A 25347-nucleotide genomic window follows, 5' to 3' on the forward strand; every position below is an offset into this window, starting at 1 on the left:
CATATTACTAAACTAAAATAAATTAAGGAGATAAAAATGGCTATAACCCCAAAAAGAAAAACATCTAAGCAAAGAAAACATCTACGTAGATCACATCATGCATTAGATGAAGTTACCTTAACAGAATGCCCTCAATGTAAACAACCAATTATTCCTCACCAAGCATGTAAATATTGTGGTTTTTATAAGGCAAAAAAGGTTATTAAAAAAGCAATTAACGATAAAATTAAATAATTTAAGTTCAATTTTAATAAATAAGAAAGACTATCATTACTAATTTGATAGTTTTTTTATTTACTTTAAAAATAAATAAAAAAAAGACTCCGCAGAATCTTTTAAAGATTATGTAGAGAAATAAGTATTGCTACTCGGATAAGATATTAACTATGTTAATCCACAAAATTTCTTTTATGAATTAATTAAATAATACAACTTTTTTGTATTTTTTTCAAAAAATTAATGTAATATTTAAGGTGTAAAGGAAAAAAATGACACAACCTAATTTGCATACAATGTACAATACAAAGACATTTGCAGCTTATGATTCTGGCATTTTTTCACATGCATTTTTTAACTTAATTATTAAGAATCTAGTTATTATTTGCGACAACAATATGTCAATTTTTGCAAATGAAAACTATATTGAAGGAGAAGTTAAAAATGCCCAAACCGTTTCAGCATAAGCTATATCAAGCTTATAAAAATAATAAAATAGTTAAATATCTGGCTTTTAGAGGAACTTAAACTCAAATTTTGTTGTCCTAAAGTTGCAGCAAAATCAAACAACTAAGGAAAAATTTCTCTATTAAGAAACATATTTTTAACTAAAAAAATTCCCAAAAAGCCAATTATTAATGAAAACAAATAAAAAATAAATTCAAAACCAATCCAAAACATTAAACTAACTTATAATATAAACTATATTATAAAAATAATTATAGACATATTATGTCTATGTAAAAATATATAAAAAAAGGAAACAATACAATGGAAAAAACCAAAAGAACAAAAGTGTTATTTGGAACATTAGCACCTATTGTTGGAATATTAGGTGTTGCACCAGTATTATTAAGCGCTGGATGTAAACGGTTACCTGATAACGTTAAGTCAAATCGTTTTGTGTATGAATATAACTCACCATATACACCAAAAGAATTTGATGAAGATGCAAGTAGATCATATGGTAGTTTTTTAGAAACTTCTAAATGACAATTTACACATTCAACATTTTTAAGTAAAACAGGATTAAATGCTGCAAACATCAATGCCAAAAAGCAAATTTTAGAACCTACTTTTTGAAAATATCGTCTTGAATTAGCAAAAGAAGTTATTTTAACTTTAAAAAATGGCACAACCAAAGTTTATGATAATGATAATGCAGAAGTAAGGCCTGCTGCTGATAAATCAGATGGAACTTATTCAAAATCATCAATTAAAGCTACATCAAAAGATTCAAAATCAATTAACAGTGAAGCATTTTGAAATGACTTATTAAATACTGTAAAGATGCAATTTACAATTAAGGATAACATTTATTATACAAACCACAAAGGCGAAAAAACTCCTTATAAAGTTGTTGCACGTGACTTTTACTACACTTGATTAAGAACCAAATTAATCACTCAAAAAGAAAGAATTGCTAATGGTGGAACTAAAGAACTTGACGAATTAGCTAATAAACAATTATGTGAACCTAGCTCAAAAACTTTTACTGACAATGATAGTTATGGTAATGAATATTTATACAAAGTATTCAACCTAAATTCTAGTGATTTTTCAGATGAAAGTAAATTTATTACCAAATATAATGGTGAAGATGCTGTAACATTTGATGCTAAAGATAAGAATGCAAATACAAAAAGTCAATTTAGAAACTTTTGAGATAAATGTTTATTTTCTAACTACGATTGAATGACAGTATCATCACAATATATTGATGATATGAATGAACATCCTGAAAAATTTAAATTCTATAGCTATTTGAATGAAGAAGTAAGTTCAGATCTTAAGACAAAATTAGGTCCCGGTAAAACTCATACTGGTAAATTCTGACAAACCGGTGGTTACTGATATGGTGTATCAACAATGACAACATTATTTGCTGGACCATATTATGCAGAAACATATGATGCAACTAACTACTGAAGATCATATAAGAAAAATTCAAATTACTGGGACACTGAATGAGTTAATGCAGATAATAATCTGAAAGAAATAAGAATGAAATATGCAAAATCATCTGAAATCGACAAAGAACAATTTTACAAAAATCAATTTACATTCTATAAAAATGGTGATGTGACTTCATTCCCTTATTCACAATTAAGTGACATTCAAAAAGCAGAAATTTTAAAAGATAAAGCTAGATTTGGATATAGATTTACTATGGATATAAATGAAGCAAATGCAAACTACATTTTTAACACCCAACCATTGGTAAAAACTCCTCCAAAAGGAACGGATTTAAATAATTGATTCTTATTTAATGATGCTTATGCAAAAATGCTATATGGTTCAACAAGACAAGAAATTGCAGACGGAAAACAAACTTTAGATGCATATGTGAGAGGTACAGGTCTTTCATTTAGAACAATTTTAGATGCTGCTGTTAACTGAAACTTTTTTGAATATTTAAGAAAAAATGGTGCAACTAAACCATGAGTTGCAAAATTAGCTGAAGATGGATATGTAGGTGGTTCTGAAGAAAACACTCAAACCATTAATGATTTCTACCAAAGAGTTAATGCATTATCTGCATATGATAAAGATGGTAATTTAATTAAATATATTAAAAATGGAAATGAATTTAGTGCAATAACTCCAGAAATGAATGCAGATGTTACTGGAACAACTGATTTAGAAAAAATGAGATCTGCTGGATTTGACGTTTTAAAACAAAAACTTACAGAGTTGATTGCTAAATTTGATACTGAAAATCCATCATTAGCTGGCCAAGACTTTACTATTGAAACTTACTTTCCATGACAAAACTTAGATGCAAAATACAAGAATGCATTAGACACTTTAGCTACTTTTTATAGTCAATTAAATCCAAGATTGAAATTTAAATATACTCCATATACTCAAGACAAAGAAACACAATGAAAAAACTTTAGATATAATGGAACAGCCGGAATCGATTTTACAGGCTGAGGCTATGACTATAACTCTTCCGCATCTGGATTTGATGGTTTAACTTCAGGAGTTCAATTACTTCAAACATTGGTATCAATTAAAAATGCTAATAATGCAACATTTGATAAGAATTTCCCAATGCTCAAGAAATTAGCAGAAGCTATATTTACTTATCAAACAGCACATCCTGTAAATAGCCCAGTGCCATTCGCAGACTTAGACAAAATTAGCAACGCAGATTCATATAGATTCTTAAGATATGGTTTTTATGAATATACATTTGAAAAGAATACAACTACTGGTAGATATGAAATGAAATATGATGCTGATGGAAACCCTATTCCATTTGCAAATGCAACTGACTTTTCAGAATTTATTTCACTATTTTGACGTGACTATATTTCTAAAGAAAAAAATGAAGATATCATTAAATTAACTACCGAACTTTCAACATATCTAAATGTTGATCCATATAACAACAGAATTGGTGTTTTAAATGAGAAATTAACACCTTCTTTACTAAACAAGTATTACAAAATGCCTACAATATTTGGTTCTACTACCCCTTACCGTGATATTACCATTGATAAAAAGTAGTGTCTTATGTTTAAATACATTTGACAAAGAATAGCATTTGCTATTCTTGCTTTATTTATTATATCGATATTAACTTTCAATTTGGTAGCATTATTTGCTCCTGATCCGCTCTCAAAAGTGGCTCAAAGGGAAGTTGAAGGAGCAACAGGACATATTAAACCAACTTATGATGCTGTCCTGCTGCGCCTTAGAATCGAGCACGGTATTATGTATAGTAAAGACCATCCAGTGCCAATAATTGTAAGATACTTTAGATATATTGGTAATATTTTGACTAAAGGTGACTTTGGATTTCTATATGATCCAAAGAATAACCCCAATTCAATCATATTTACCAATATGACAAAATTATTCTTTAATCCATTAATTTACACTCTTGTGGTTTCGGTGCCTGCATTTGTTATAAGTGCAATACTTGGAACAGTGCTTGGTGTTGTAGCTGGATACAAACGTGGTACTTGGCATGATACGAGCATAAATATTTTTGTTTTAATATTTATTGCTTTACCATCATTTGTTATTGCTCCTTTAGTAATTGCAATAGCAACTAAATTAAAAATTTCACCTATTGTACCATCATTTTCTGAAGGTAAACCAATTGGTGAAGTAATAGTAGCATATTTACCTCCAATTTTAGTTATGACTTTAGGTTCTCTTGCTGTTTATACAACTTATTCAAGAAACCAAGTTATTACTGTTTTAACTTCAAATTATGTTTTGATTGCTAAAACAAAAGGATTAAGTAAAAAACAAATATTTACAAAATATGTTTTAAGAAATATATCAATTCCTTTGTTTGCCATTGTCTTTCCATCATTTGTTTTCTTATTAGCTGGAAGTATTGTTGTAGAAAGATATTGAAGTATTCCGGGAACTAGTCAAACAATAACTTATGCCTTTCCTAATGGTGAATTATTTGTAGTTATGTTCTCTACATTCTTCTTCTCTGCAATTTCATTTGGTTCTGAAATAATTGTCGATATTATGTATGCAATTTTGGACCCTAGAATTACATATGGAGCTAAAAGTAAGAAAAATTACATTTTATTTATCAAAATGTTAAATCATAGAAACAAATTAGTAAGAGAATTAAAAAATGCTAATGAATTAGAATTTGACTATTTGAAAGACAATTTAGAATACAAACTTTCTGAACTTGCAGCAAATTTAAAGGATCAGAATCCTAATGAATTTGAACAAGGAAAACAAAATTTATTGCAACAATATGAAAATGATGTAAAAACTTTAAAAGAAAAAATTGAAATCGAGAAAGAACAATACTTTAAAGAAAAAGAAGAAAAACAAAATCAACTAATTAGAAATTCCATTTTTGCAAATGCAAATATAACTGTTGAAAAGGTTAATACTAATGACTAAATTAACACCCAAAGAATTTAATAAAAAATATAAAATTAGTCAGGAACTTCAAGATAAGTTTGATTTTGTTGCTCAATCTAAAAGACAAAATTTAACATCAATTGCAGGAAAGCCTAAAAAACTTGCATTTGAAATTGTAAAAAGGTTTTTTACAAATCCCGCTGTTGTGATTGCTCTATTGGTTTTTATTGCATTAGTTTTGTGTTCAATATTAATACCTTTCTTTGCAAGAATTAGATATGGCATTATTCCTAATAAGCCTCTTAGTGAATTATCATATACTGATGGGTTACCTCCTATAAATTCACCATATGTTCTTAAAGCATATGATGGAACAAACAACCCGTTCGCTAAATTAGTTAAAGCAATTGCGGCAATGCCTTCTAACCAAAGAAAATATTTTGATTTCTTTATTAGCACTTTAACCATTGAAGGTGAAGTTCCTGATTTGGATGCTATTAAAAATTCTGGAAATTTCGGACCATATAGTTATGTAGCAAATTACAATGCTTATGCATACTATCAAGCCCAATATTTATGAGATAGAATGACAAATGCGAAAAATGAAGGTTTGCCTATTACTGATGCTTTAATTGAATCAATTAAGAGTAAACTTCCTAATCTTAGACCTCTTTTGGGGACTTTCTCAGTAGGTAGTGATGTTGCAAAGGCTATTAAAAAAGGATCAGATGTTTGAATAACAACATGATATGCAACATGACGTGCTATTAAAATTGCCTTAATTGTTGCCACAATTCAAACTGTTATTGGGGTTTCAATTGGTGCATATTTAGGTTTCCATGCAGGTAAAAAGCTAGACACTATTTTAATGAGGGTTATTGATATTTTCTTAGCATTGCCTGAACTTATTTGATTATTATTGTTCATCTCAATTTTTGGAACAACACAATGAGCATTAATTGGAGCATTAATAATTACTGGTTGAGCAGGACCTGTTTCTGCAACAAGAATGTTTATCATCACTGTTAAAGATGAAGAATATATAGTAGCTGCTAAATCAATCGGCGCTTCTACAACTAGACAAGTATTTTCACATGCATTACCAGCGATTATTGGAAAAGTTGCAACTAACTTTGTTAGAAGAATTCCATCAATTATTGTTAGTGTTGCATCATTAGCATTCTTAGGATTTTTCCAAGAAACCGAAGATGTTAACTTAGGGCAATTGTTAATTGCTTCAATTGAATATGTTTCAACTAACTTATGAATTTTACTTTTACCAGCAATAATATTATTATCATTATCATTATCACTACACTTTATAGCTGTAGGTGTTCATGATGCACTTGACCCTAAAGTTATTAGAATGTCTAATAGAAAGAGATAGTTATGAATCAAGAACAAGATATTGAATTAAAAAATAATGAAAATGTAAAAGTAAGATCAAAAAAACAAAAAACAAGTGTTTTAAAAACTAAAATAGATGAAAAAAAATATGCAAAAATAAAACAACTTCAAAATTCATGAGCTGCTCCTGATTTTGAAGAACCAAATAAGTTATTAGAGGTTAGAAACTTACATGTTAGTTTTCCAATAGGAAGGAACAAAATTATTCACATTGTTCGTGGTGTAGATATAGATGTTTACCGTGGACAAATTATTGGATTGGTTGGTGAATCTGGTTCTGGAAAATCTGTTACTTCAAAAACATTAATTAATGTTAATGAACATGGAATTATCTCTGCAGATAAGATGCAAATTAATAATTGGGAACTTACAAAGATTAAAAAAGAAAAATACTGACAATACATTAGAGGTTCAAAAATTGGATATATTCCGCAAGATCCTTTAACAAGCTTAAATCCTACAAGAATTATTGGAAAACAATTACTTGATGCATTAAATAATAATCTTGAATGGTCACATAAACCATTATCTGAAAAGAAAAATTATTTAATTGGTTTAATGAAACAATTTGGTTTGAGAGATGCGGAAAAAATCTTTTTTGCATATCCTCATACACTTTCTGGCGGTATGAAACAAAGAATTGTTATTACAATGGTTGTTGCTTTAAAACCTGAAATTATTATCGCTGATGAACCAACTACAGCGTTAGACCCTACAGTTCAAGCATCAGTCCTTGCTTTATTTGAAGATATTAGACAAAAAATGGGCATTTCTATTATTTTAATTAGTCATAATATTTCAGTTATTGCTAAATTCTGTGATTTCATTTACGTTATGTATGCTGGTAAAATTGTTGAAAAAGGTACTAAAGAAGAAATTTTTACAGCACCAGCACATCCTTATACATGAGCTTTGATTTCAGCAATACCTGAGAATAAAGATGAAAGGTTATATACCATTCAGGGAACTCCACCTGATATGGCCAATTTACCATTAGGTGATCCATTTGCTCCTAGAAATGAATATGCAATTGAAATCGACTATTTAAAAGAGCCTCCATTAATTCAAATTACTAAGACTCACTATGCAGCAACGTGATTGTTACATCCAAAAGCACCAAAAGTTACACCTTCAGAAGAATTACAAAAACGTTTAGACGCATTTAAAAAGGCATTAAAACATGGAACAAGAAAATAAAAAGAGAACAATTTTATCCCTTGATAATTTAAAAAAATATTTTGTTAATCAAGGATATATTAACAAAGCTGTTGATGGTGTTTCTTTTGATGTTCATGAAGGTGAAATTGTTGGACTTATTGGGGAATCTGGTTCTGGAAAAACCACTGTTGGTCGTACATTATTAAGACTATATGAAGATTACAATGGATTTGTTAGATTAAATGACAAAATTATTTCTGGTAAACATATTACAAACAAACGTAGAAAATTTTTGCGCAGAAATATTCAAATGATTTTCCAGGATCCACATGCTTCATTAAACGGACAAAAAACAGTTTATTCTATTCTAAAAGAACCATTATTAGTTAATGGTGTTATGAAAGAAAAACTAGACGATTTATTTAGTGACTGATCAAATGTTAAGAATAGCTTTAAATATACTTTTCAAATTAATGCAATGGCGTTAGATAATCAAAACTATCGTGAAATTAATAAAGCTGCAAAACCATTTTTTGATAAATGAGTTGAAAAATTAAGTAATTTTGAATTTTCAGTAAATTATTCAAACGAAGATAACTTTACACATTTCTTTGGATATTTAGAAGAAAAGCAAAATATGGAAAGTACTATTATTAACAATATGTATTCTAATACAAGTAAACTTTTAGAACTTTACTATGATTGTCAACAAAAATATCGTAATGAAATGCTATCTGCTCCTGAAGTTGCATTTGTTAAAGCTAAAAAACAATATGCTAGAAAATTAGAATTAGCAAAATATAGTGCTGAAGCATATGCTGCAAAAGAAGAACTTCAAGAACTTAAAAAACTATTGAAGCATAAAAAAGAAGCAAGATATGATTTAATGGTTGAAGCCAATAATACATTTGTTAACTTTGTTCAAGAATATCGTAATGAAATGTTAATGGCAAATATTTCTCGTTTAGCTGCTTCTGATTTAGATTACTATCTGTATAATTTCAAAATGGAAAAGCTTTATGCTAAACGGATTGAAGCATTTAAAGAAATTAGAAAGAAATGTAAATTTCTAGAGTTTGAACAAATTAAAGATATTTCTAATGAACTTGATAAATATGTTAAAGAGTTTTATCATGTATTTTTAGAAAATATTCATTTTAACAAATACGAACTTGATGTTAAAAAACAAGTTGTTCAACAAATTAACAAATATTTCAATTATTTTCCAACTGAATATATTCAAATTTCTACTGATTTGAAGAATAAATTTGATAATGAAATTTTGGATATTCAAAATAGGATCGATGGACTTAATGAAATTATTGTTAAAGGAAGACGTCCAGTTGATAAAGAACTTGTTAATAAAATAGAAGCAGAATTTAAAAAGATTGAAGACAATTATATTTTAGGAATGGATGAATTTTTAAAATCATATCGTAATAAAATTGAAAAATTTTATGCTGAATCTATAGAACTTAAAGCTCAATATCATGAACTTGTTAATGCGCAAACTTTATGTAATCAAAAATATGAAGAAATTAAGAAGAAGTTTTGAGATTTTCTAAAATTCCAAATTAAAGATGAAAAATCTAAAAAGGAAATTGAGTCTTTAATCAAAATTTATAAAGGCGATTTAGAACTTAAAGAAGAGACATTAAAATCATTTAATATTGAAAAAAAATATCTAAATAAAGATATTAAAAATCTTTATATTTTATTGGGTATTGATAATAAATGAGTAGAATTAAACATCAAAAATGCTAAGAAAGTCAAAACTGAAACTGGTGAAAAACCAAGTAGTTGAAAACATAGAAAAAACATTTTCAACTTTAAATTTTTTGAACCTTTAGCTAGATGAAAAATTGGTGAACTTTTATATAAAACAATTATTTATAAATCTTTAGAAGATGTTGGTTTGTTAAAACAATTTGCTTATCGTTATCCTCATGAATTTAGTGGTGGTCAATTACAAAGAATTGTTATTGCGCGTGCATTAATTTCAGAACCTAAAGTAGTTGTAGCTGATGAACCTATTGCATCATTAGATATTTCTATTCAAGCACAAGTTGTTAACTTGCTTAAAGATTTATGTGTTAAGAAAAACATTGGTCTTATCTTTATTGCCCATGATTTAAGTATGGTTGAATATGTAGCTGATAATATTCAAATAATGCATTTAGGAAAAATTGTTGAATTTGGAAAAACTGAAGCTATTTATGAACATCCAATTCATCCATATACAATTAACTTATTCAAAGCTGTGCCTAAGATTTCTAACTCTAATGAAAAGTTCCAAAATGTTTCATTTGAATTAGATTATTTAGAAGCTCAAAAGTTTCCAAATATTCCAGAGGTCTTCAATGTTGGACCTAACCATTATGTTTATGGTACAAGAGAACAAGTAAATGAATGAACTGCAATTAGAAATCAAACTGAAAAAGAGAAATCTTTAAATGATGATAGTAATGATGAAACTGTTTTAGAATATACTTTGATTATGACAAATGATAAGGTTAAAAAATCAAAAGTCAAACCAAGAAAGAAAACTAAATAATTATGTAAAATAATATATGTGTTGTAATAGCACATATATTTTTTATAATAGGATTTTAAAATGAAAGAGAAAAGAGCTTTTAAAGAGTATTGGAATGATAGTTGAAATTTATTTACATTACTATATTTATTTTTTTCTTTAGCTATAACTTTTATTTTAGCTATTTGTTTAATATATGCTGCTAAGAAACCTACAATAGATTCAATTACTTTTGCTTCAATATTTTTATTTTCTATCAATATAGTGGTTCTTCTTTTTAAATGGGGATTTGCTAAAGGAATTATTAGTGGGATTAAATCTAGTCATGCTGAACGTATCATTAGAAAACGTGCAAAGGCAAGATATGGAAAAAATGCTTCTATTAATGAACAAAATAGAATCATTGTTGAAGAACGTGAAAAATATGAGCAAGAAGCTAACAAAAAATCAGTAATGAGTGATGCTAAGAAAACTACCAATTTAGTGTTTTATATTTTGTTAGGTGTTTCTTTGCTAACAATTATTATTTTAGTTCCATATATGGTTAAAGTAGCGAGAGGATAATAGAAAGGATAAAATATGAAATATATTATAGGAAATTTAAAAATGGAACTTTCATATAATGAATCTATAAAGTATCTAAACGAAATTAATGATTTAACAAAAAATAAAGAAATTAATTTAGAAAGAATATATTTAGGAATTGCTTTAAGTCATGATGCATTGTCATTATCTTTAAATTATCCTAATCGAAAATTTCATATTGGAGCGCAAAATATATTTCATTTGGAAAAAGGACCATATACTGGAGAGGTTTCTATTAAAAGCGCGCAAGAATTAAAATTAGACTTTATTATTTTAGGCCATTCACTAAGAAGACAAATGTTTAACGAAACTAATCAAATTATTAATGATAAATTGCTTGCTTTTGAAAAATATAATATTATGCCTATTATTTGCATTGGCGAAACTTTAAAAGAATTTACGGAAGAAAAAACTAAGCAAACTATTAAAAGACAATTAAAAAAATGCTTGCAAAATGTCAAGCATCATAGATTTTTAATTTCTTATGAGCCTATTTATGCAATTGGAAATGGTATGGTTCCTGAAATTAGTCATATTGAAAATATAATTAAGATTATTAAAGATTATGTAGGATATGATATTCCAGTTTTATATGGTGGTAGTGTTTCAAATTCAAACATTAACACTTTAAAAAATATGAAAAATATTGATGGTTTTTTAGTAGGAACAGCTGCTATAGACCCAAGCAATTTCATTGCAATGTGTAAAAAGGTGAATGATTAATTTTCTTTACTAGATTCAATGCTTTCAAGAATTTTTTGAGTTGTTTTAAATGAAATTTTGGCAACTTTTTTTAATTCTTCAAATCCATATTTTTTAACAAAAGATATGCCTTGTTCAATAACTAAATTAGAAGCGCCTAATCTAAATTCAAAATTATATTTTTTAGTTTGTTCATCCATATAATCAAGTAATAAACTTCTTGAAATAATAGATGCAGTAGCAACTGACAAAGAAATTTGTTCGGCTTTTGTTTTAAGCACTATTAAATTTTTAGGTTTTTCAATATTAATTCAAGAAATACTTTCTAATTTTTTATAGTGATTTTGAAAAATATTTTCATTAGCTACATATTGGTCAATTAAAACTGGAAATTGGTTAGCATCTCCCAAATATTTTTTTAAATGATTAATAGAATTAGTGTGAATCAATGTTTTAATTTCATTGTTATTAATCCCGGCATTAATTAAATTGTTATATCCAGTTTGTGACAAAACATTTTTTCTTCAAATCACTAGTGATTTTATTTCATTAGCATTTTTTCTAATAAAACTTGCTGATAAGGTTTTGCTATCAGCAACTCCTAATGCTATTAATCTATCAATGTTTTTAAAAGGAATATAGCAAGCTACGGAAATTACAGGACTAAAATAATCTCCAACGCCTGTTTCATCGACACCAATGTAAGAATTATATTGTTCATCAAACATAGTTTTGCTACTCATTATTTTTTATCATTTTCTGAAAAGAAATTATCAGCTCTTACAATTTGCAATTCATCTTCTTCTTCTTTTCTCTTTTTTAATCCCATTTTAATGTATTTTTCTGGATTATTCAAAAATGCATCTATAAAATAACCTACTGCACCTTCTTTGTTGGTTTGTTTCATTACGACAGTTGATAATTGTTTAATATAAGGCTCCGCATTTGCAGGTGCTACACCAACATTTGCTACTTCATACATACTACCATCATTAAATGAATCGCCAATTGCAACTGTATCATTAATATGGATATTGTAATATCTCATTATTAATGAGATTACTTTCCCTTTACTTACACCAATTGATGTTATATCAAAAATAGGACTTAATCCTTTACCTTTTGACCATGAAGAAAATTCTCCTAGATCTCCATATCTTCTTTTTAAGTAAGTTAATAATTCAACAACATTTGTATCTAATTTTGCATCAAAAACTATTCCTGTAGGTTTTAACGGTAATTTTTGTAAATCAATATTTACTCTAAATTTTGTTGCTTGATCAAAACCAAAGACTTTTTCCAAATTAGCATCACGATGTGCCAATTGAACTCAGTCAGGTCCTTCAATTGCATAATTAGTAACTTCCTTTTTAACTTTTTCATCTCCCAGAATATATAAAACTTCATTTAAATCTAAATATGAAATTGTTGGTATGAAAAATGGATCACTAGGGTTATGAATATGAGCACCATTGTAGTTGCCTACCAAAGCATTTAAACCTAATTTTTCATAAATAGGTTTTGTGCTTCTTCAAGGACGACCTGTGATTATTGAAACAATATGTCCTTCAGCAACTGCTCTTTTGATAGCAGATTCAGTTTTGGGATGAATTGTGCCTTCAGCAGAATCTGCTAACAAGGTACCATCTAAATCAATTGCAAATAGAAATCTTCTTTGATCAGAATCCTTATTAAAAGCCATTATAATTACCTCATTGTAAATAAATATATGTTTAATTTTAACATAATTTTACTATGTTTCAAATAACCACTTTTGCTAAAGCCAAATTAAGAAATAAAAAAAGTAGAGTTTCTACTTTCCTTTAGTTCCAAATATTCTATCTCCAGCATCGCCTAATCCTGGAAGAATATAATTATGCTCATCTAATTTCTCATCTCTTGCTGCTAAGAAAATGTCAACATCAGGATGAACTTTTTCTATTTGATTGATTCCTTCTTTTACACCAACTAAACATACAAGTTTAATATTTTTTCAGCCCTCAACTTTTAATTTTGTAATAGCATCGGTTGCTGTATTACCAGTAGCTAACATTGGATCAACAACTAAAACATAACTATTCTTTTTGTTGATTTCTTGCGGTGTTTTGTAAAAATATTCTTTAGGTTCGAATGTCTTTTCATCGCGACTCATACCAATGTGACCAATTCTAGCTTGTGGAACCAAATTTAATATTCCTTCAGTCATTCCAAGTCCAGCACGTAAAATTGAGATAATAACAATTTCATTGTCAAATGTTTGTCCAATAGTTTCAGTCATTGGTGTTTTCACTTTGATAGGCTTAGTTTTATAATCTCTTAAGATTTCATAAACCATAAGTGATGCAATTTCATTTAAATTTCTTCTAAATTCATCATGCAATGTTTCAACTGAACGCATTTTTGTAAGTTTTGTTTCTATTAATGGGTGTTTAATTATATGCAGCATATTAGATAAGACCTTTATTTTAATTTATTAAGTTATTCAATAATTTGTACAGTTTTAGAAGTTCCAAGCCTACTTGCACCTAATTTAATCATTTTTAACGCATCTTCACCTGTTTTAATACCGCCAGATGCTTTAATTAATAATTTATCTTGAGCAATAGACTTCATAATTTCAACATCTTCAAAAGATGCTCCTCTAAATGAGAATCCAGTTGAAGTTTTTATAAAATCAGCATCAGATTTTAGAACAATTTCAGTAATAGTTTTAATTTCTTGGTTGGTCAATAATGCGGTTTCAACAATAACTTTTAATACTTTATTGCCACAAACTTCTTTGATTGCTTTTATTTCATTTAAAACATATTCATATTCCTTGTTTTTGAATCTTCCTATGTTAATTACCATATCAATTTCATCAGCACCGTGGTCTAATGCAATTTTTGTTTCATATACTTTTACACTTGTTGCATTATATCCCAAAGGAAAACCAATAACAGTGCATATTAAAACATCAGTTTTTGCTAGTTGTTCTTTAGCATATTTAATATATGATGGAGCAATACATACTGATTTAAAATCATATTTTATTGCTTCTTTAATCAATTTATCAATATCAGTGCTTGTTGCTTGAGGTGCTAACATAGTATGGTCAAAATATTTATTATAATTCATTAAATTTCTCCTATAAGTTCACTCAATTTATTATTATTGTAAAGAAATTATGATAATTTTGCAAAAACTGATTCAATTAAATGAGGTTTTTGCGCAAATTCAATTGCTTCTAATAATTCATTTTCATATGAAGAATCAATTGGTTTAGATGAATATAAAGTAAACAATACATCATTTTTTTTCACATAATCATTACTAGTTTTATTTAAGTAAATACCCGCTTCATAATCAATTGAATCTTCTTTACTTTTTCTACCTGCTCCTAATTTCATTGCGACAAGCCCAAAAGCAATAGCGGAATTTATTTTTAAATATCCTTCATTTTTTGATTTCACTTCATATTTAAATTTAGGATTAAACCAATTAGGATTATCAAAAATTGATATATCACCATTTTGTGATTCGATTCATTCCAAAAATTTTTCATATGCTTTGTTAGAATCAATAGCTTTTTTAATAAGCTTTTTAGCTTCTTCTTCATTTTTCACCTTATTAGCTAGCATTAACAAAGTGGCTCCTGATGAATAAATTATTTCAGTAAAATCTTTTGGTCCTTTTCCTTTTAAAGTATCAATTGCTTCTAAAATTTCTATTTTATTACCAATAGTTCTTCCAAGTGGTTGTTCCATATTTGTAATTTCTACAGCAATGTTGCGATTAAGTTTTCTTCCAATAGAAATCATTAAATTTCCAAGTTTTTTTGCATCATTTATGTTTTTCATAAATGCACCATTACCACATTTAACATCTAACAATATGCAATTTGAGCCAGTTGCTAATTTTTTTGACATTATTGAGCTTGCAATTAAAGGCATTGATTGAACAGTTCCAGTTACATCACGTAATGCATATAATTTTTTATCTGCGGGAACTAATTTCTCATTTTGTCCAATAATAGCAATGTTATATTTTTTAACATTTTCTTTAAATTGTTTTTCACTAAGAAAAACATTAAATCCCTTTATAGATTCTAATTTATCTAATGTTCCACCAGTATGTCCTAATCCACGACCAGACATTTTAGCAATTGTTAATCCCAATGATGCTAATAAAGGACATAAAACTATACTTACTTTATCTCCAACACCGCCAGTAGAATGTTTATCAACTATTGTTCTATGTAAAAAATCTCAATTAATTACTTCTCCAGAATTCATCATAGCTTCAGTTAAGTAAGCAGTTTCTTCATCATTCATATTATTTAAACGGATTGCCATTAAAAGCGCAGAAATTTGATAATCTGGAATATTGTTTGCAACGTATTCATTAACAATAAAGAAAATTTCCTCTTTTGTTAGAGGCTTTTTTTCAACTTTTTTGTTAATAATATCAACAACGCGCATATTATTGGAAATCCTTAGCGACTTCTAATGCAATTTCCATCATTTCATGGAAAGCAGTTTGTCTTTCTTCAGCAGTTGTATATTCGTGAGTTATTAAATTGTCTGAAATTGTTAGTAAGCAAGCTGCTTTTTTATTTAATGCTTCTGCAACTGTAAATAATCCATATGATTCCATTTCAACACAAACAGCACCATTAGATAAATCAATTCTTTGTTGTGGAGTTTTTTTGCAATAAAATGCTTCTTCGGTATAGACTCTATCAACTTTAATTTCCTTACCTAATTCTTTAGCATGTTTAATAATTAAATTGTTTAATTCTTTATCTGGATAAACAATAGTATCTTTATTTCCAGGGAAAAATCCATCTCTAAAAAATAAATTTTCTCCAAAAGCATCTTTAGCTAAAATTGTGTCATAGTTTTTAATTTCGGCTTTAAAAGAACCAGCACTTCCAATTCTAATAATAGCTTCAACTCCATATTCTTTAAATAGTTCATATGAATAAATTCCAATTGAAGGAACTCCCATGCCTGAAGCACAAATAGAAACTTTATTTCCTTTATATTCGCCAGTATACATTAACACATTTCTAACTGATGAAACAAGTCTAGCATTTGTTAAGTATTTTTCAGCAATATATTTTGCTCTTAAAGGGTCTCCTGGCATTAAAACTAATTTTGCAAAGTCATTTGGTTTTGCATTAATATGTGGTGTCATAATTTTTTCTCCTTAATAAAATAAATTAGTAAATATGACTATATTTTACCCCTTATTTTTTTAAATTAAATAGTTATCTGCTAATGGCAAAGAAAAATTATTAATTAACTTGGCACCTGCATTTATTAAATTAGAATTGTCATTATTAACATCATTAATTTCTGGCCCAAAACAATAAATTTCTTTTCCAACATTTAAAAAGCTATCAATTAAACCATACAAAAATTTATCTTGTGAAGCTAAAATTATCATTGAATTTGACAATGCAGAAATTAATCTATTTCTTGCTAGTAATGTCTTTTTAGAAATATGATAGTCATTTGGATATTCCGATAAAATCAAAATATTGTTGCTTTTCATATAATGTTCTAATTTCTCAAATGTCTCACATGAAATTCCACATGATAAAATAACAATAATTTTCTTATCATTTTGGATACATGTATTTAGTATTTTTTCATCTAATCCTTTTCAATTAGCATTTACTATGACACAATCATTTGGCAAGTCTTTAATTAATGCTAGATACTTACATATATATTCAGGTTCATAGTTTCCTGTTATGTGTATTTTCTTGTAATATTCAAGTAATTTTATATTTCCTCGATAATACATTACAAATGGTGGTTTTTTCAAAATATTAAACATTTTAGGATAATTTTCATCCAAAATTGTAATGCACTTAGTTTCTGTTTCATTTTTCTTATCTTGCAAATCAATAAGAGATTTTTTCTCAACATACTCAACTGTTTTAAGAGCATAATAGATTTTGTCTCAATCACCATTATATTTGTCACTAAAATATATTAAATAATCATTCATTTTCATCTTCTTTCACATACTCATTTTAATAAGATGCGTTAAAGAATTTTTAAAATTTGAGAAACATTTGTGAAAGTTTTGAGAAAGTTAAATAAAAAAATGGAGAGTTACCTCTCCAGTACTATAAACCGCTTTCTGTACCATTGCTGGCGCTAACTATTTATCTAAACAAATAATTTGTTTTCAAGTTTAGGTTCTGATTCCCCTCGCCTAATTCCCCTACCGAAATTTGGGTTTCTAGCTTATGGAGTTTACATCGTTGCATACTTAATTTAATAAGCTCGTCTCTGTTGCACTAGTCGTCAATCTTCATTGCCTAGATTTATTAGATCTAGCATAAACACTACTTCCATCACAGGAAGTGCTAGAGCGGATTTTCCTCTATTAAAAAATAGCAGTTAGCTGTACGACATTATTATATTAAAATTATTAATTATTAATTTATAATTTAACAATTATGATAGAAGTTAAGAAGTTGTTTTATAAATATCCACAAAGTACAACATATGCATTAAATGATATAAATTTAAACATTCAAGATGGTCAATATATTGCTATTTTGGGACATAATGGATCTGGAAAATCGACTTTTTCTAAGTTGCTTTCTGCAATTTATAAAGCATCAAGCGGGAAAATCATTGTTGACGGAATTGAAATAAATTCCGAAAATATTAAAGAGATTAGGAAAAAGATTGGAATTGTTTTCCAAAACCCAGATAATCAATTTATAGGTGCTACAGTCGAAGATGACATTGCTTTTGGACTTGAAAATAAAATGTTAGATTACAATGTAATGTCTGAAATTATTAAAAAATTTGCTACTCAAGTTGGAATGCAAGATTTCTTGGATCGTGAACCACAAAATTTATCTGGTGGTCAAAAACAAAGAGTTGCAATTGCATCAACTTTGGCATTAGATCCACAAATTATTATTTTTGATGAAATAACTTCAATGTTAGATCCAAAAGGAAAAGTTGATATTTATAAAATTATTCATAATTTACATAAAACAACATCTAAAACTTTAATTTCAATCACTCACGATATGGATGAAGCGCTGTTGGCTGATACATTGATTGTCTTTGCAGGCGGTAAAGTAATTGCTACTGGAAGCCCAATAGAAATTTTAAATAACAAAGAAATCATTGATATAGCTAAGATTGATTCGCCTTTTATTTATAAATTATCTGAAAAAATTAAAGGTATAAAACCAACATATGATGAAAAGGAGTTAATAAATATTCTATGCAAATTAAAGTAAAAAATATTTCTAAAGAATATGACAAAGGACTTCCTTCATATATTAAAGTTTTAAATGATGTTTCTTTAGAAATTAGTCCAGGTGAGAGAATTTCTATTATAGGACCAACAGGTTCTGGAAAAACAACGTTAATTGAGCATTTAAATGCATTGATTATTCCTGATAAGGGAACAATTTCTTATCAAGGAGTTCCTTTAAAAGTCAAAATGACTGCCGGCAAAAAATTAAAGATTAAAAAAAATATGACTGATCAAGAAATTTTGGAAGTTAAAGCTCATAATGAGTTAGTCGATCAAAAAAAGCAAGAAATTAAGAAACTAAAGAGAAAAGATCGTATTGAGATTATTGAAACTGACATTGATATTTCTAAAACAGTTAGAAAAATAAAACATATTAAGAGTATTCGCAAGCAAGTTGGTGTTGTTTTTCAATTTGCTGAATATCAACTTTTTGAATCAACAATTGAAAAAGACATTATTTTTGGCCCAGTTTCAATGGGCGTTAATAAAGAAAAAGCTAAAGAACTTGCAAAAAAATACATAAAAATTGTTGGACTTCCTGAAGATTATTTACAACGTTCACCTTTTAATTTGTCTGGCGGTCAAAAAAGAAGAGTTGCATTAGCGGGAATATTAGCTATGGAACCAGCATTTTTGATTTTAGATGAACCAACTGCAGGGCTTGACCCTTACGGTGTTAATGAAATGTTGCAACTTTTTTATGATATTAATCAAAAATCAAATACAACAATTATTATAGTTACACATGATTTGGATAATGCTTTAAGATGAACTACTCGGACAATTTTTGTTAAAGAGGGTCAAATAATTTATGATGGAAACACTTATAATTTATTAAACAATGATAAATTTCTAGAAGAAAACAATTTAATTCCAACTAGATTATTATCATTTGTTAACAAACTTAAAGCAAAAGGTTTTGCATTAGGTAAAATTTCTTCTATTGAAGAACTTGCTGAAGCAATTAATAAAATTATTAGCAAAAACAAAAAGAAATAGAGAATAAAATGAATCGGACAATTATTGGTAAATATGTTAATTTAAATACATTTTTTCATAAATTAGATCCAAGATTAAAATTCTTGGGCAATATTTTGTTCGTTGTTTTATTTTTTATGACTGATCATTTTATTACTTTAAGCGTTTTGATTTTAGTTGTTGTTGCTTCATATATGGTGGCAACAAAATCATTAAAATCATGGTTTTTTAAACTAAAAATGCCATTTTGAATTTCGGTTTGCTTATTGCTTGTAAATATGCTAACAATTAAAGGGGCTTATCAAGGAGCTAATGTAGATATTCCATATATTCCAATTACTGGAAAAGAAAATATTGATGCATATGTGATTCATAGAGGTGTTACTATCGTCAATGATATTTATTGAGCTCCATTTGGAGGAAATAAAGTTTTCCAATTAACTAAATTTAGTTTGATAAGGACAGCTTCAATTTTCTTAAGAATATACGGTGTTATTTTAACAACAACAATTTTAACAATCTCAACAAAACCCATTTTATTAACTAGAGCTATTAGTGATATTTTATATCCTTTAAAACTAATAAAAATTCCAACTGAAATTATTACAATGATAATTTCTATAGCATTAAGATTTATTCCAACATTATTAGATGAAGCTAATCGTATTATGAAGGCACAAGCTAGTCGTGGAGTTGATTTTAAATATGGAAAATTGAGGGATAAAACAAAAGCATTTTTAGTTCTAATTATTCCCTTATTTGTTGCATCGTTTTCAAAAGCCAATGATCTATCAGATGCAATGACTTCGAGAGGATATGAACCTTACGCAAAAAGAAGTCAATACCGTCAACTTTATATTAAATGACAAGACATTTTAACAATTTTTGTTATTTTATTATGTACTGCATTTGTTATTGTTTGCAAAATTGATAGCATTGCATTACCAAATTGATGAATTCAAACATTCCAAAGAGTATAAAATTAAGGAATTAATATGACCAAAGAAGAAATTAGAAATAAAGTATTTGAATTGCAAAAGAAAATTAGCGAATGAGACAATGCTTATTATAATTTAGACAATCCCTTGGTTGAAGATGCAGTTTATGATATTGAAATCTTAAAATTAATTAAATTAGAACAACAATATGCATCATATTTTACTTATGAAGAATTAAAAAACTCACCAACGCAAAGAATTAATGCAAGTTCTTTAACCCAATTTGAAAAAGTTAGACATGAAATTCCAATGCTTTCTTTAAATAAAGCATATTCGCTTTCTGAAATATCAAAATTTATTGATAATATTAAAAAAGTTGCAAATAGCTTTTCTTTTTTTGTTGAACCAAAAATTGATGGGCTTTCAATTTCATTAAAATATAAGAATGGAAAATTAATTCAAGCTGCTACAAGAGGCGATGGGCTTGTTGGCGAAAACGTCACAGAAAATGTTATGCAAATTGCATCAATTCCCAAACAAATTTCATATTTAAAAGATTTAGAAGTTAGAGGCGAAGTTTATTTACCTATTTCACAATTTTTAAAATTAAATAAAACCTTAGAAAAAGGTAAATTTAATACTTTTGCAAACCCCAGAAATGCGGCGGCTGGAACTTTAAGACAACTTGATTCTGCAATTGTTTATGAAAGAAAATTATCAGCATTTTTATATTATGTAGTTTCGCCACAAGAGCATAATATAAGCACTATGGAACAAGCATTTGATTTTTTGCAAAAGCATAATTTTCCCATTACAAATGTTTTTAAAGTTGTTAATTCAATTGATGAAATTCAAAAATTTATTGACGATTTTGCTACAGAAAAATTAACTCTTGATTATGAAACCGATGGAATTGTTATTAAATTAAATGAATTAGAATTTTACAATGCTTTGGGTCAAACACAAAAATTTCCTCATTCAGCAATTGCTTTTAAATATGAACCCAATGTTGCAAAAACAATTATTAAGGATATTTTTATTACAATTGGAAGAACAGGGCTTGTTACTTATAATGCAAAATTAGAACCCACCGAATTATCAGGAAGTTTGATTTCATTTGCAACATTAAATAATTTTAATTATGTTAGAGACTTGAATTTAAATATAAATGACATGGTTTATATTAAAAAAGCTGGTGAAATTATTCCATGTGTTATCGGTCTTGCAAATCAAAAAAATACTATTGATTATTTTAAAAGAATTGAAAATTGTCCATATTGTAATTCAAAATTAATAGCTAATGAAACATTTTTGGAAGAATATTGTGAAAATGAAAATTGTCCTGAAATAAATAGAAAAAAATTAATACATTTTGCTTCAAAAGAATGTATGAATTTTTTCTCTGTTGGTGAAAAAATTATTAACAAATTTATTGAACTTAAACTGTTATATACTCCTTTGGATTTTTATAAATTGAAAGATAAAATCGAATTATTGGTTAATTTAGAAAATTTTGGTCATAAATCTATCATGAAAATGCTTACTACAATTGAAGAATCTAAAAATGTTAGTTTAGATCGCGTGATTTTTGCATTATCAATTAAACACATTGGCACCAAAGTGGCAAATTTTATTGCTTCTAAAGTTTTGGAACTTAAAAATTTTCTTTCTTTCGATTTTGCTTCACTAATTAATTACAATGAAATTGGCGAAAAAATTACTAGTTCATTAATTGATTGAGTTTCAAAAGATAGTAATAAAGATTTTGTTAATAAATTATTAGAAATTGGTATTAATGCAAAATATGTTTCGAATGTCAAATCTAAATTATTTGAAAATAAAACATTCGTTATCACAGGTACTTTATCAAAACCAAGAACATATTTCGAAAATTTAATTTTAGAAAATGGCGGTAAAGTTGTTAATACAGTTTCTCAAAAAACCTCGTATTTATTAGTTGGAGAAAATCCCGGATCAAAATTGCAAAAAGCCAATTCTCTAAAAATTGAAATTATTAATGAACAAACATTTGATGATATTTTAAAAAGTGATTTTTAATTACAAAGTTAGTATAAATTCTTTTTTGTTCAATGATTATTGAAAGAAAAATAAACATTAAATGCAAAGCAAATATCAAACCATATGCTTGCTTTTTTATTTCCACTAAATAATTTGTTTTGTCTAAAAATATTATTATTTCATTTAGAAAATTAAAGTAAGCGTTACACATATCTATTTGTCAAAAGAATATTATTGAAATTAAATAAGATAAATAAAATATTGGAGTAAATATCATTTGATATAGAAAGCCAAAAATTGAAATTGTTGGATTAATTGTAATTGAAATTAATTGCGATGAAATAAATGCTAATATTACAATAAATATTTGCGTTAGCCATTTTCTTTTAACAAATTTGAATATATTATTTGACAGCAAAATTATTGTAGATAATGTAAATGAAAAAATAAAACTTAAGTTGTAAATTATGCTCGGATTAAACAGTATGAAACAATATGCTAAAAACGCAAGAATATCAACGTTTTTAAATTTAGAGTTTAAGTATTTTTTATTGAAATATACTAGTGCCAAAAATATAAATGCTCTAAATGCAGATATTTGAAATTTTAAGAGAATAAGATAGCAAAAAAGTATTATAAATGAGATAAAAATTGAAAATTTAGAAATATATTTAATTTTGCTAATTATTAAATTAATTGTTAAAAATAAAATGGCAAAATGAAATCCACTAACTACAAAGAAATGACTAAGATTTAAATTTTGCAATGTTTTTAGTATTTCTTTAGATGATGATATTTTTGTAGAAAGCAAAATTAAATTTAAGAATATTTTTGCATTTAAATTGTAATTATCAAATTTCTGTACAAGTAAATTTTTCTCAACAATTTCTATAACAGGTTTTTGCAAAACTAAATAAATGTTATTTGATTTATAAAATGAGTTTGAATTTTCTAATTTTTTAATAATTCCTTGCAATGAAACTAAATCGCCTCTTGAATAAATTTTGTTTTCTGTAAATGCATAAATATTAACATTGTTGTATTTAAAAACAAAACCATTTTTAAAGGTATTTTCTATAACATAATTTCCATTTAGGTTTTGACCTACGAAATTACTAATTCACAAATTTGTGATTTCTTTTGACATAATTAACAAACTTCCTAATAGCAAACTTAAAATCAATATTTTTCAATTACTAATATGAATTAAAGTCATAAAAATCAAAGAAAAAATAATAATTCAATTTGAGTTTTCAACATATGTTAAAAAGATTAATATAGCTATAGAAAAAATACTGAATAAGTTTTTTAAAGGGTTAGTTTTTGCTTGAGAAGTTGCATAGTTCTTAAACCAACACCATCAATTTTTTCAATTTGCTCTCATGTTATGTTGTAGTTATTTTTTATAATAAAATTGAATATTTTAATAGCTATATTTTTTCTAATTCCTAAATTAACAATGTGCTGATATTTTTTAATTTCTCTAATGTTAATTTTGTAAGTTTCATTATATGAAATATTTAATGTCATATTTTTAGTGATTTCTTGATCAAAATTTAAGTTTTTGACATTAGCATTTTGTTTTAATTTAACATGTTTTAAGACCTCATAAAGTTTAATGCCTTTATTAAAAGTATATTGACCTGGATAATAAACAGCACCAGTAATTTTTATGGTGATATATTCATTTTCATTTTGTTTTTTGTTGTCTAACTCATTTTTCTTAGTTTTTCTAATTATTGCATATGAGGATAAAAGAAAAATTGAAGCACCTAAGAAAGATGCTCCAATAAACAATAAACGTTTGTGTCTTGCTTGCATTTTCTTCTCTCCTAATTTAAGAATAATGCAAGATGTATTAAAAATTAATAAATTTGAGAAACATTTGTGAAAGCTAATTATAATTCGGCATTATGATAGACATCTTGAACATCTTCATCATCTTCTAAAAGATCGATAAATTTTTCAAGTTGTGCAACTTTATCTTCAGAAATTTCTACATATGAATTTGGAACATATGTAACTTCAGAAGTTGAATAATTTTCAATTTTGAAAGCATCATCTAAAGCTTGTTTAACATTTGAAAATTGTGAAGGCTCAGTAGTAATTACATAGTTTTCTTCTTCAACTTCAAAATCACTTGCACCTGAATCTAAAGCAACTGTCATTACATCATCTTCATTAGCAACAGTTTTTGGAAATTCTAAAATACCTTTTTGTTCAAAAACATATGGAATTGAACCTTGTTTGCCCAATGAACCATTTGCATGCAAGAAATGATGTTTAATGTTTGAAGACAAACGATTAAAATTATCTGTTAAACAACTTACTAAAAAAGTTACTCCACCGAATGCGGTTCCTGAATATAAATAACTTTGAAAATTATTTCCATCTTTTGCACCACCTGCAACTTTTGCAATTGCTTTATCAATATTCGCTTTTGGCATACTTCTAGATTTCGCTCTTGCAATTGCTAATTTTAATGCTGGATTAGAATCTGGATCTGGCCCACCGATTGTTGCAGCAACCATAATTTCTTTTGAAAATTTTTGAAACATTTGGCTTCTTTTAGCATCTTGCGCAAATTTATGTGCTTTAGTTGTTGCTCATTTTGAATGTCCTGACATATTAATACCTTCTTTATATAAGTGAATAAAAAACTTAACACATTATAAC

At 27.1% G+C, this 25347-nt stretch carries 23 protein-coding genes and 1 other RNA gene; 13 read left to right on the forward strand and 11 right to left on the reverse strand.

Annotated features, from left to right (window positions below; genetic code table 4):
• The first annotated feature begins 36 nt into the window (after positions 1–36).
• From rpmF to EXC60_RS00245, 9 genes are all read left to right on the forward strand, one after another.
• On the forward strand, positions 37–234 hold the full coding sequence (gene rpmF / locus EXC60_RS00205) for a 50S ribosomal protein L32 (RefSeq protein WP_024543961.1): 198 nt from the start codon (positions 37–39) through the stop codon (positions 232–234).
• A 254-nt stretch (positions 235–488) separates the two neighbouring features.
• On the forward strand, positions 489–683 hold the full coding sequence (locus EXC60_RS00210) for a hypothetical protein (protein WP_024543962.1): 195 nt from the start codon (positions 489–491) through the stop codon (positions 681–683).
• 304 nt (positions 684–987) lie between these two features.
• Positions 988–3732: an OppA family ABC transporter substrate-binding lipoprotein gene (locus EXC60_RS05870; RefSeq protein ID WP_129619837.1), complete on the forward strand. Its 2745-nt coding sequence runs from the start codon at positions 988–990 to the stop codon at positions 3730–3732.
• Between the two features lie 6 nt (positions 3733–3738).
• Positions 3739–5109 (forward strand): ABC transporter permease, encoded by a 1371-nt coding sequence (locus EXC60_RS05875; protein ID WP_024543964.1) that lies wholly within the window; start codon positions 3739–3741, stop codon positions 5107–5109.
• A complete protein-coding gene (locus EXC60_RS00225) occupies positions 5102–6457 on the forward strand; it encodes an ABC transporter permease (RefSeq protein ID WP_029670559.1) in 1356 nt (451 codons plus the stop codon). The genes EXC60_RS05875 and EXC60_RS00225 overlap by 8 nt, the downstream gene beginning before the upstream one ends.
• A 2-nt stretch (positions 6458–6459) precedes the next feature.
• Positions 6460–7674 carry an ABC transporter ATP-binding protein gene (locus EXC60_RS05880; protein WP_024543966.1) on the forward strand — a complete coding sequence of 405 codons (1215 nt, stop codon included), beginning with the start codon at positions 6460–6462 and terminating at the stop codon, positions 7672–7674.
• On the forward strand, positions 7658–10189 hold the full coding sequence (locus EXC60_RS00235; RefSeq protein ID WP_024543967.1) for an ATP-binding cassette domain-containing protein: 2532 nt from the start codon (positions 7658–7660) through the stop codon (positions 10187–10189). The genes EXC60_RS05880 and EXC60_RS00235 overlap by 17 nt, the downstream gene beginning before the upstream one ends.
• Positions 10190–10249: 60 nt before the next feature.
• Positions 10250–10732, forward strand: coding sequence for a hypothetical protein (locus EXC60_RS05885; protein WP_024543968.1), 483 nt, complete (start codon positions 10250–10252; stop codon positions 10730–10732).
• Between the two features lie 15 nt (positions 10733–10747).
• Positions 10748–11476 (forward strand): triose-phosphate isomerase, encoded by a 729-nt coding sequence (locus EXC60_RS00245; RefSeq protein ID WP_024543969.1) that lies wholly within the window; start codon positions 10748–10750, stop codon positions 11474–11476.
• Here the strand turns inward: EXC60_RS00245 and EXC60_RS00250 are convergent.
• The 8 genes from EXC60_RS00250 to rnpB all read right to left on the reverse strand — a co-directional run bounded on the left by EXC60_RS00250 (position 11473) and on the right by rnpB (position 17865).
• Positions 11473–12198, reverse strand: coding sequence for a ribonuclease HIII (locus tag EXC60_RS00250; protein WP_232612554.1), 726 nt, complete (start codon positions 12196–12198; stop codon positions 11473–11475). The two genes, EXC60_RS00245 and EXC60_RS00250, sit on opposite strands and share 4 nt — an antisense overlap.
• The gene (locus tag EXC60_RS00255; RefSeq protein ID WP_024543971.1) at positions 12198–13157 is read right to left on the reverse strand and encodes a Cof-type HAD-IIB family hydrolase; all 960 of its coding nucleotides are present in this window, start codon (positions 13155–13157) and stop codon (positions 12198–12200) included. The genes EXC60_RS00250 and EXC60_RS00255 overlap by 1 nt, the downstream gene beginning before the upstream one ends.
• Positions 13158–13268: 111 nt before the next feature.
• Complete coding sequence (gene upp, locus EXC60_RS00260; RefSeq protein ID WP_024543972.1) at positions 13269–13901, reverse strand: uracil phosphoribosyltransferase; 633 nt, start codon at positions 13899–13901, stop codon at positions 13269–13271.
• Positions 13902–13933: 32 nt separating this feature from the next.
• A complete protein-coding gene (gene deoC / locus EXC60_RS00265; RefSeq protein WP_129619839.1) occupies positions 13934–14572 on the reverse strand; it encodes a deoxyribose-phosphate aldolase in 639 nt (212 codons plus the stop codon).
• Between the two features lie 47 nt (positions 14573–14619).
• Complete coding sequence (locus EXC60_RS00270; protein WP_024543974.1) at positions 14620–15915, reverse strand: thymidine phosphorylase; 1296 nt, start codon at positions 15913–15915, stop codon at positions 14620–14622.
• Position 15916: 1 nt separating this feature from the next.
• Positions 15917–16633: a purine-nucleoside phosphorylase gene (gene deoD, locus EXC60_RS00275; RefSeq protein WP_024543975.1), complete on the reverse strand. Its 717-nt coding sequence runs from the start codon at positions 16631–16633 to the stop codon at positions 15917–15919.
• A 60-nt stretch (positions 16634–16693) separates the two neighbouring features.
• Positions 16694–17455: a DNA-processing protein DprA gene (locus tag EXC60_RS00280; RefSeq protein WP_024543976.1), complete on the reverse strand. Its 762-nt coding sequence runs from the start codon at positions 17453–17455 to the stop codon at positions 16694–16696.
• Between the two features lie 119 nt (positions 17456–17574).
• Positions 17575–17865: RNase P RNA component class B (rnpB, locus tag EXC60_RS00285), an RNA gene on the reverse strand.
• Positions 17866–17912: 47 nt separating this feature from the next.
• Between rnpB and EXC60_RS00290 the strand changes: the two genes are divergently transcribed.
• From EXC60_RS00290 to ligA, 4 genes are read left to right on the forward strand one after another with little or no spacing between them, the layout of a single operon-like run.
• Positions 17913–18716, forward strand: coding sequence for an energy-coupling factor transporter ATPase (locus EXC60_RS00290; protein ID WP_024543977.1), 804 nt, complete (start codon positions 17913–17915; stop codon positions 18714–18716).
• Positions 18701–19735, forward strand: coding sequence for an ATP-binding cassette domain-containing protein (locus tag EXC60_RS00295; protein ID WP_024543978.1), 1035 nt, complete (start codon positions 18701–18703; stop codon positions 19733–19735). Before EXC60_RS00290 ends, EXC60_RS00295 begins: the two co-directional genes overlap by 16 nt.
• Positions 19736–19743: 8 nt before the next feature.
• Positions 19744–20694 carry an energy-coupling factor transporter transmembrane component T family protein gene (locus tag EXC60_RS00300; protein WP_024543979.1) on the forward strand — a complete coding sequence of 317 codons (951 nt, stop codon included), beginning with the start codon at positions 19744–19746 and terminating at the stop codon, positions 20692–20694.
• 15 nt (positions 20695–20709) lie between these two features.
• On the forward strand, positions 20710–22710 hold the full coding sequence (gene ligA / locus EXC60_RS00305; protein ID WP_029670563.1) for an NAD-dependent DNA ligase LigA: 2001 nt from the start codon (positions 20710–20712) through the stop codon (positions 22708–22710).
• On the opposite strand, the gene EXC60_RS00310 is transcribed toward ligA, so the two are convergent.
• The 3 genes from EXC60_RS00310 to EXC60_RS00320 form a co-directional block, all read right to left on the reverse strand.
• Positions 22667–24055, reverse strand: coding sequence for an MAG0480 family ComEC-like protein (locus tag EXC60_RS00310; RefSeq protein WP_084522403.1), 1389 nt, complete (start codon positions 24053–24055; stop codon positions 22667–22669). The two genes, ligA and EXC60_RS00310, sit on opposite strands and share 44 nt — an antisense overlap.
• A complete protein-coding gene (locus EXC60_RS00315; protein WP_024543982.1) occupies positions 23980–24492 on the reverse strand; it encodes an MAG0490 family ComEA-like DNA-binding protein in 513 nt (170 codons plus the stop codon). Before EXC60_RS00315 ends, EXC60_RS00310 begins: the two co-directional genes overlap by 76 nt.
• Before the next feature lie 77 nt (positions 24493–24569).
• Entirely contained in the window at positions 24570–25298 is a 729-nt protein-coding gene (locus tag EXC60_RS00320) for a YebC/PmpR family DNA-binding transcriptional regulator (RefSeq protein ID WP_024543983.1), read from the reverse strand.
• Positions 25299–25347 lie beyond the last annotated feature (49 nt).

Source organism: Metamycoplasma salivarium (assembly GCF_900660445.2).
Classification (GTDB): Bacteria; Bacillota_I; Bacilli_A; order Mycoplasmatales; family Metamycoplasmataceae; genus Metamycoplasma; species Metamycoplasma salivarium.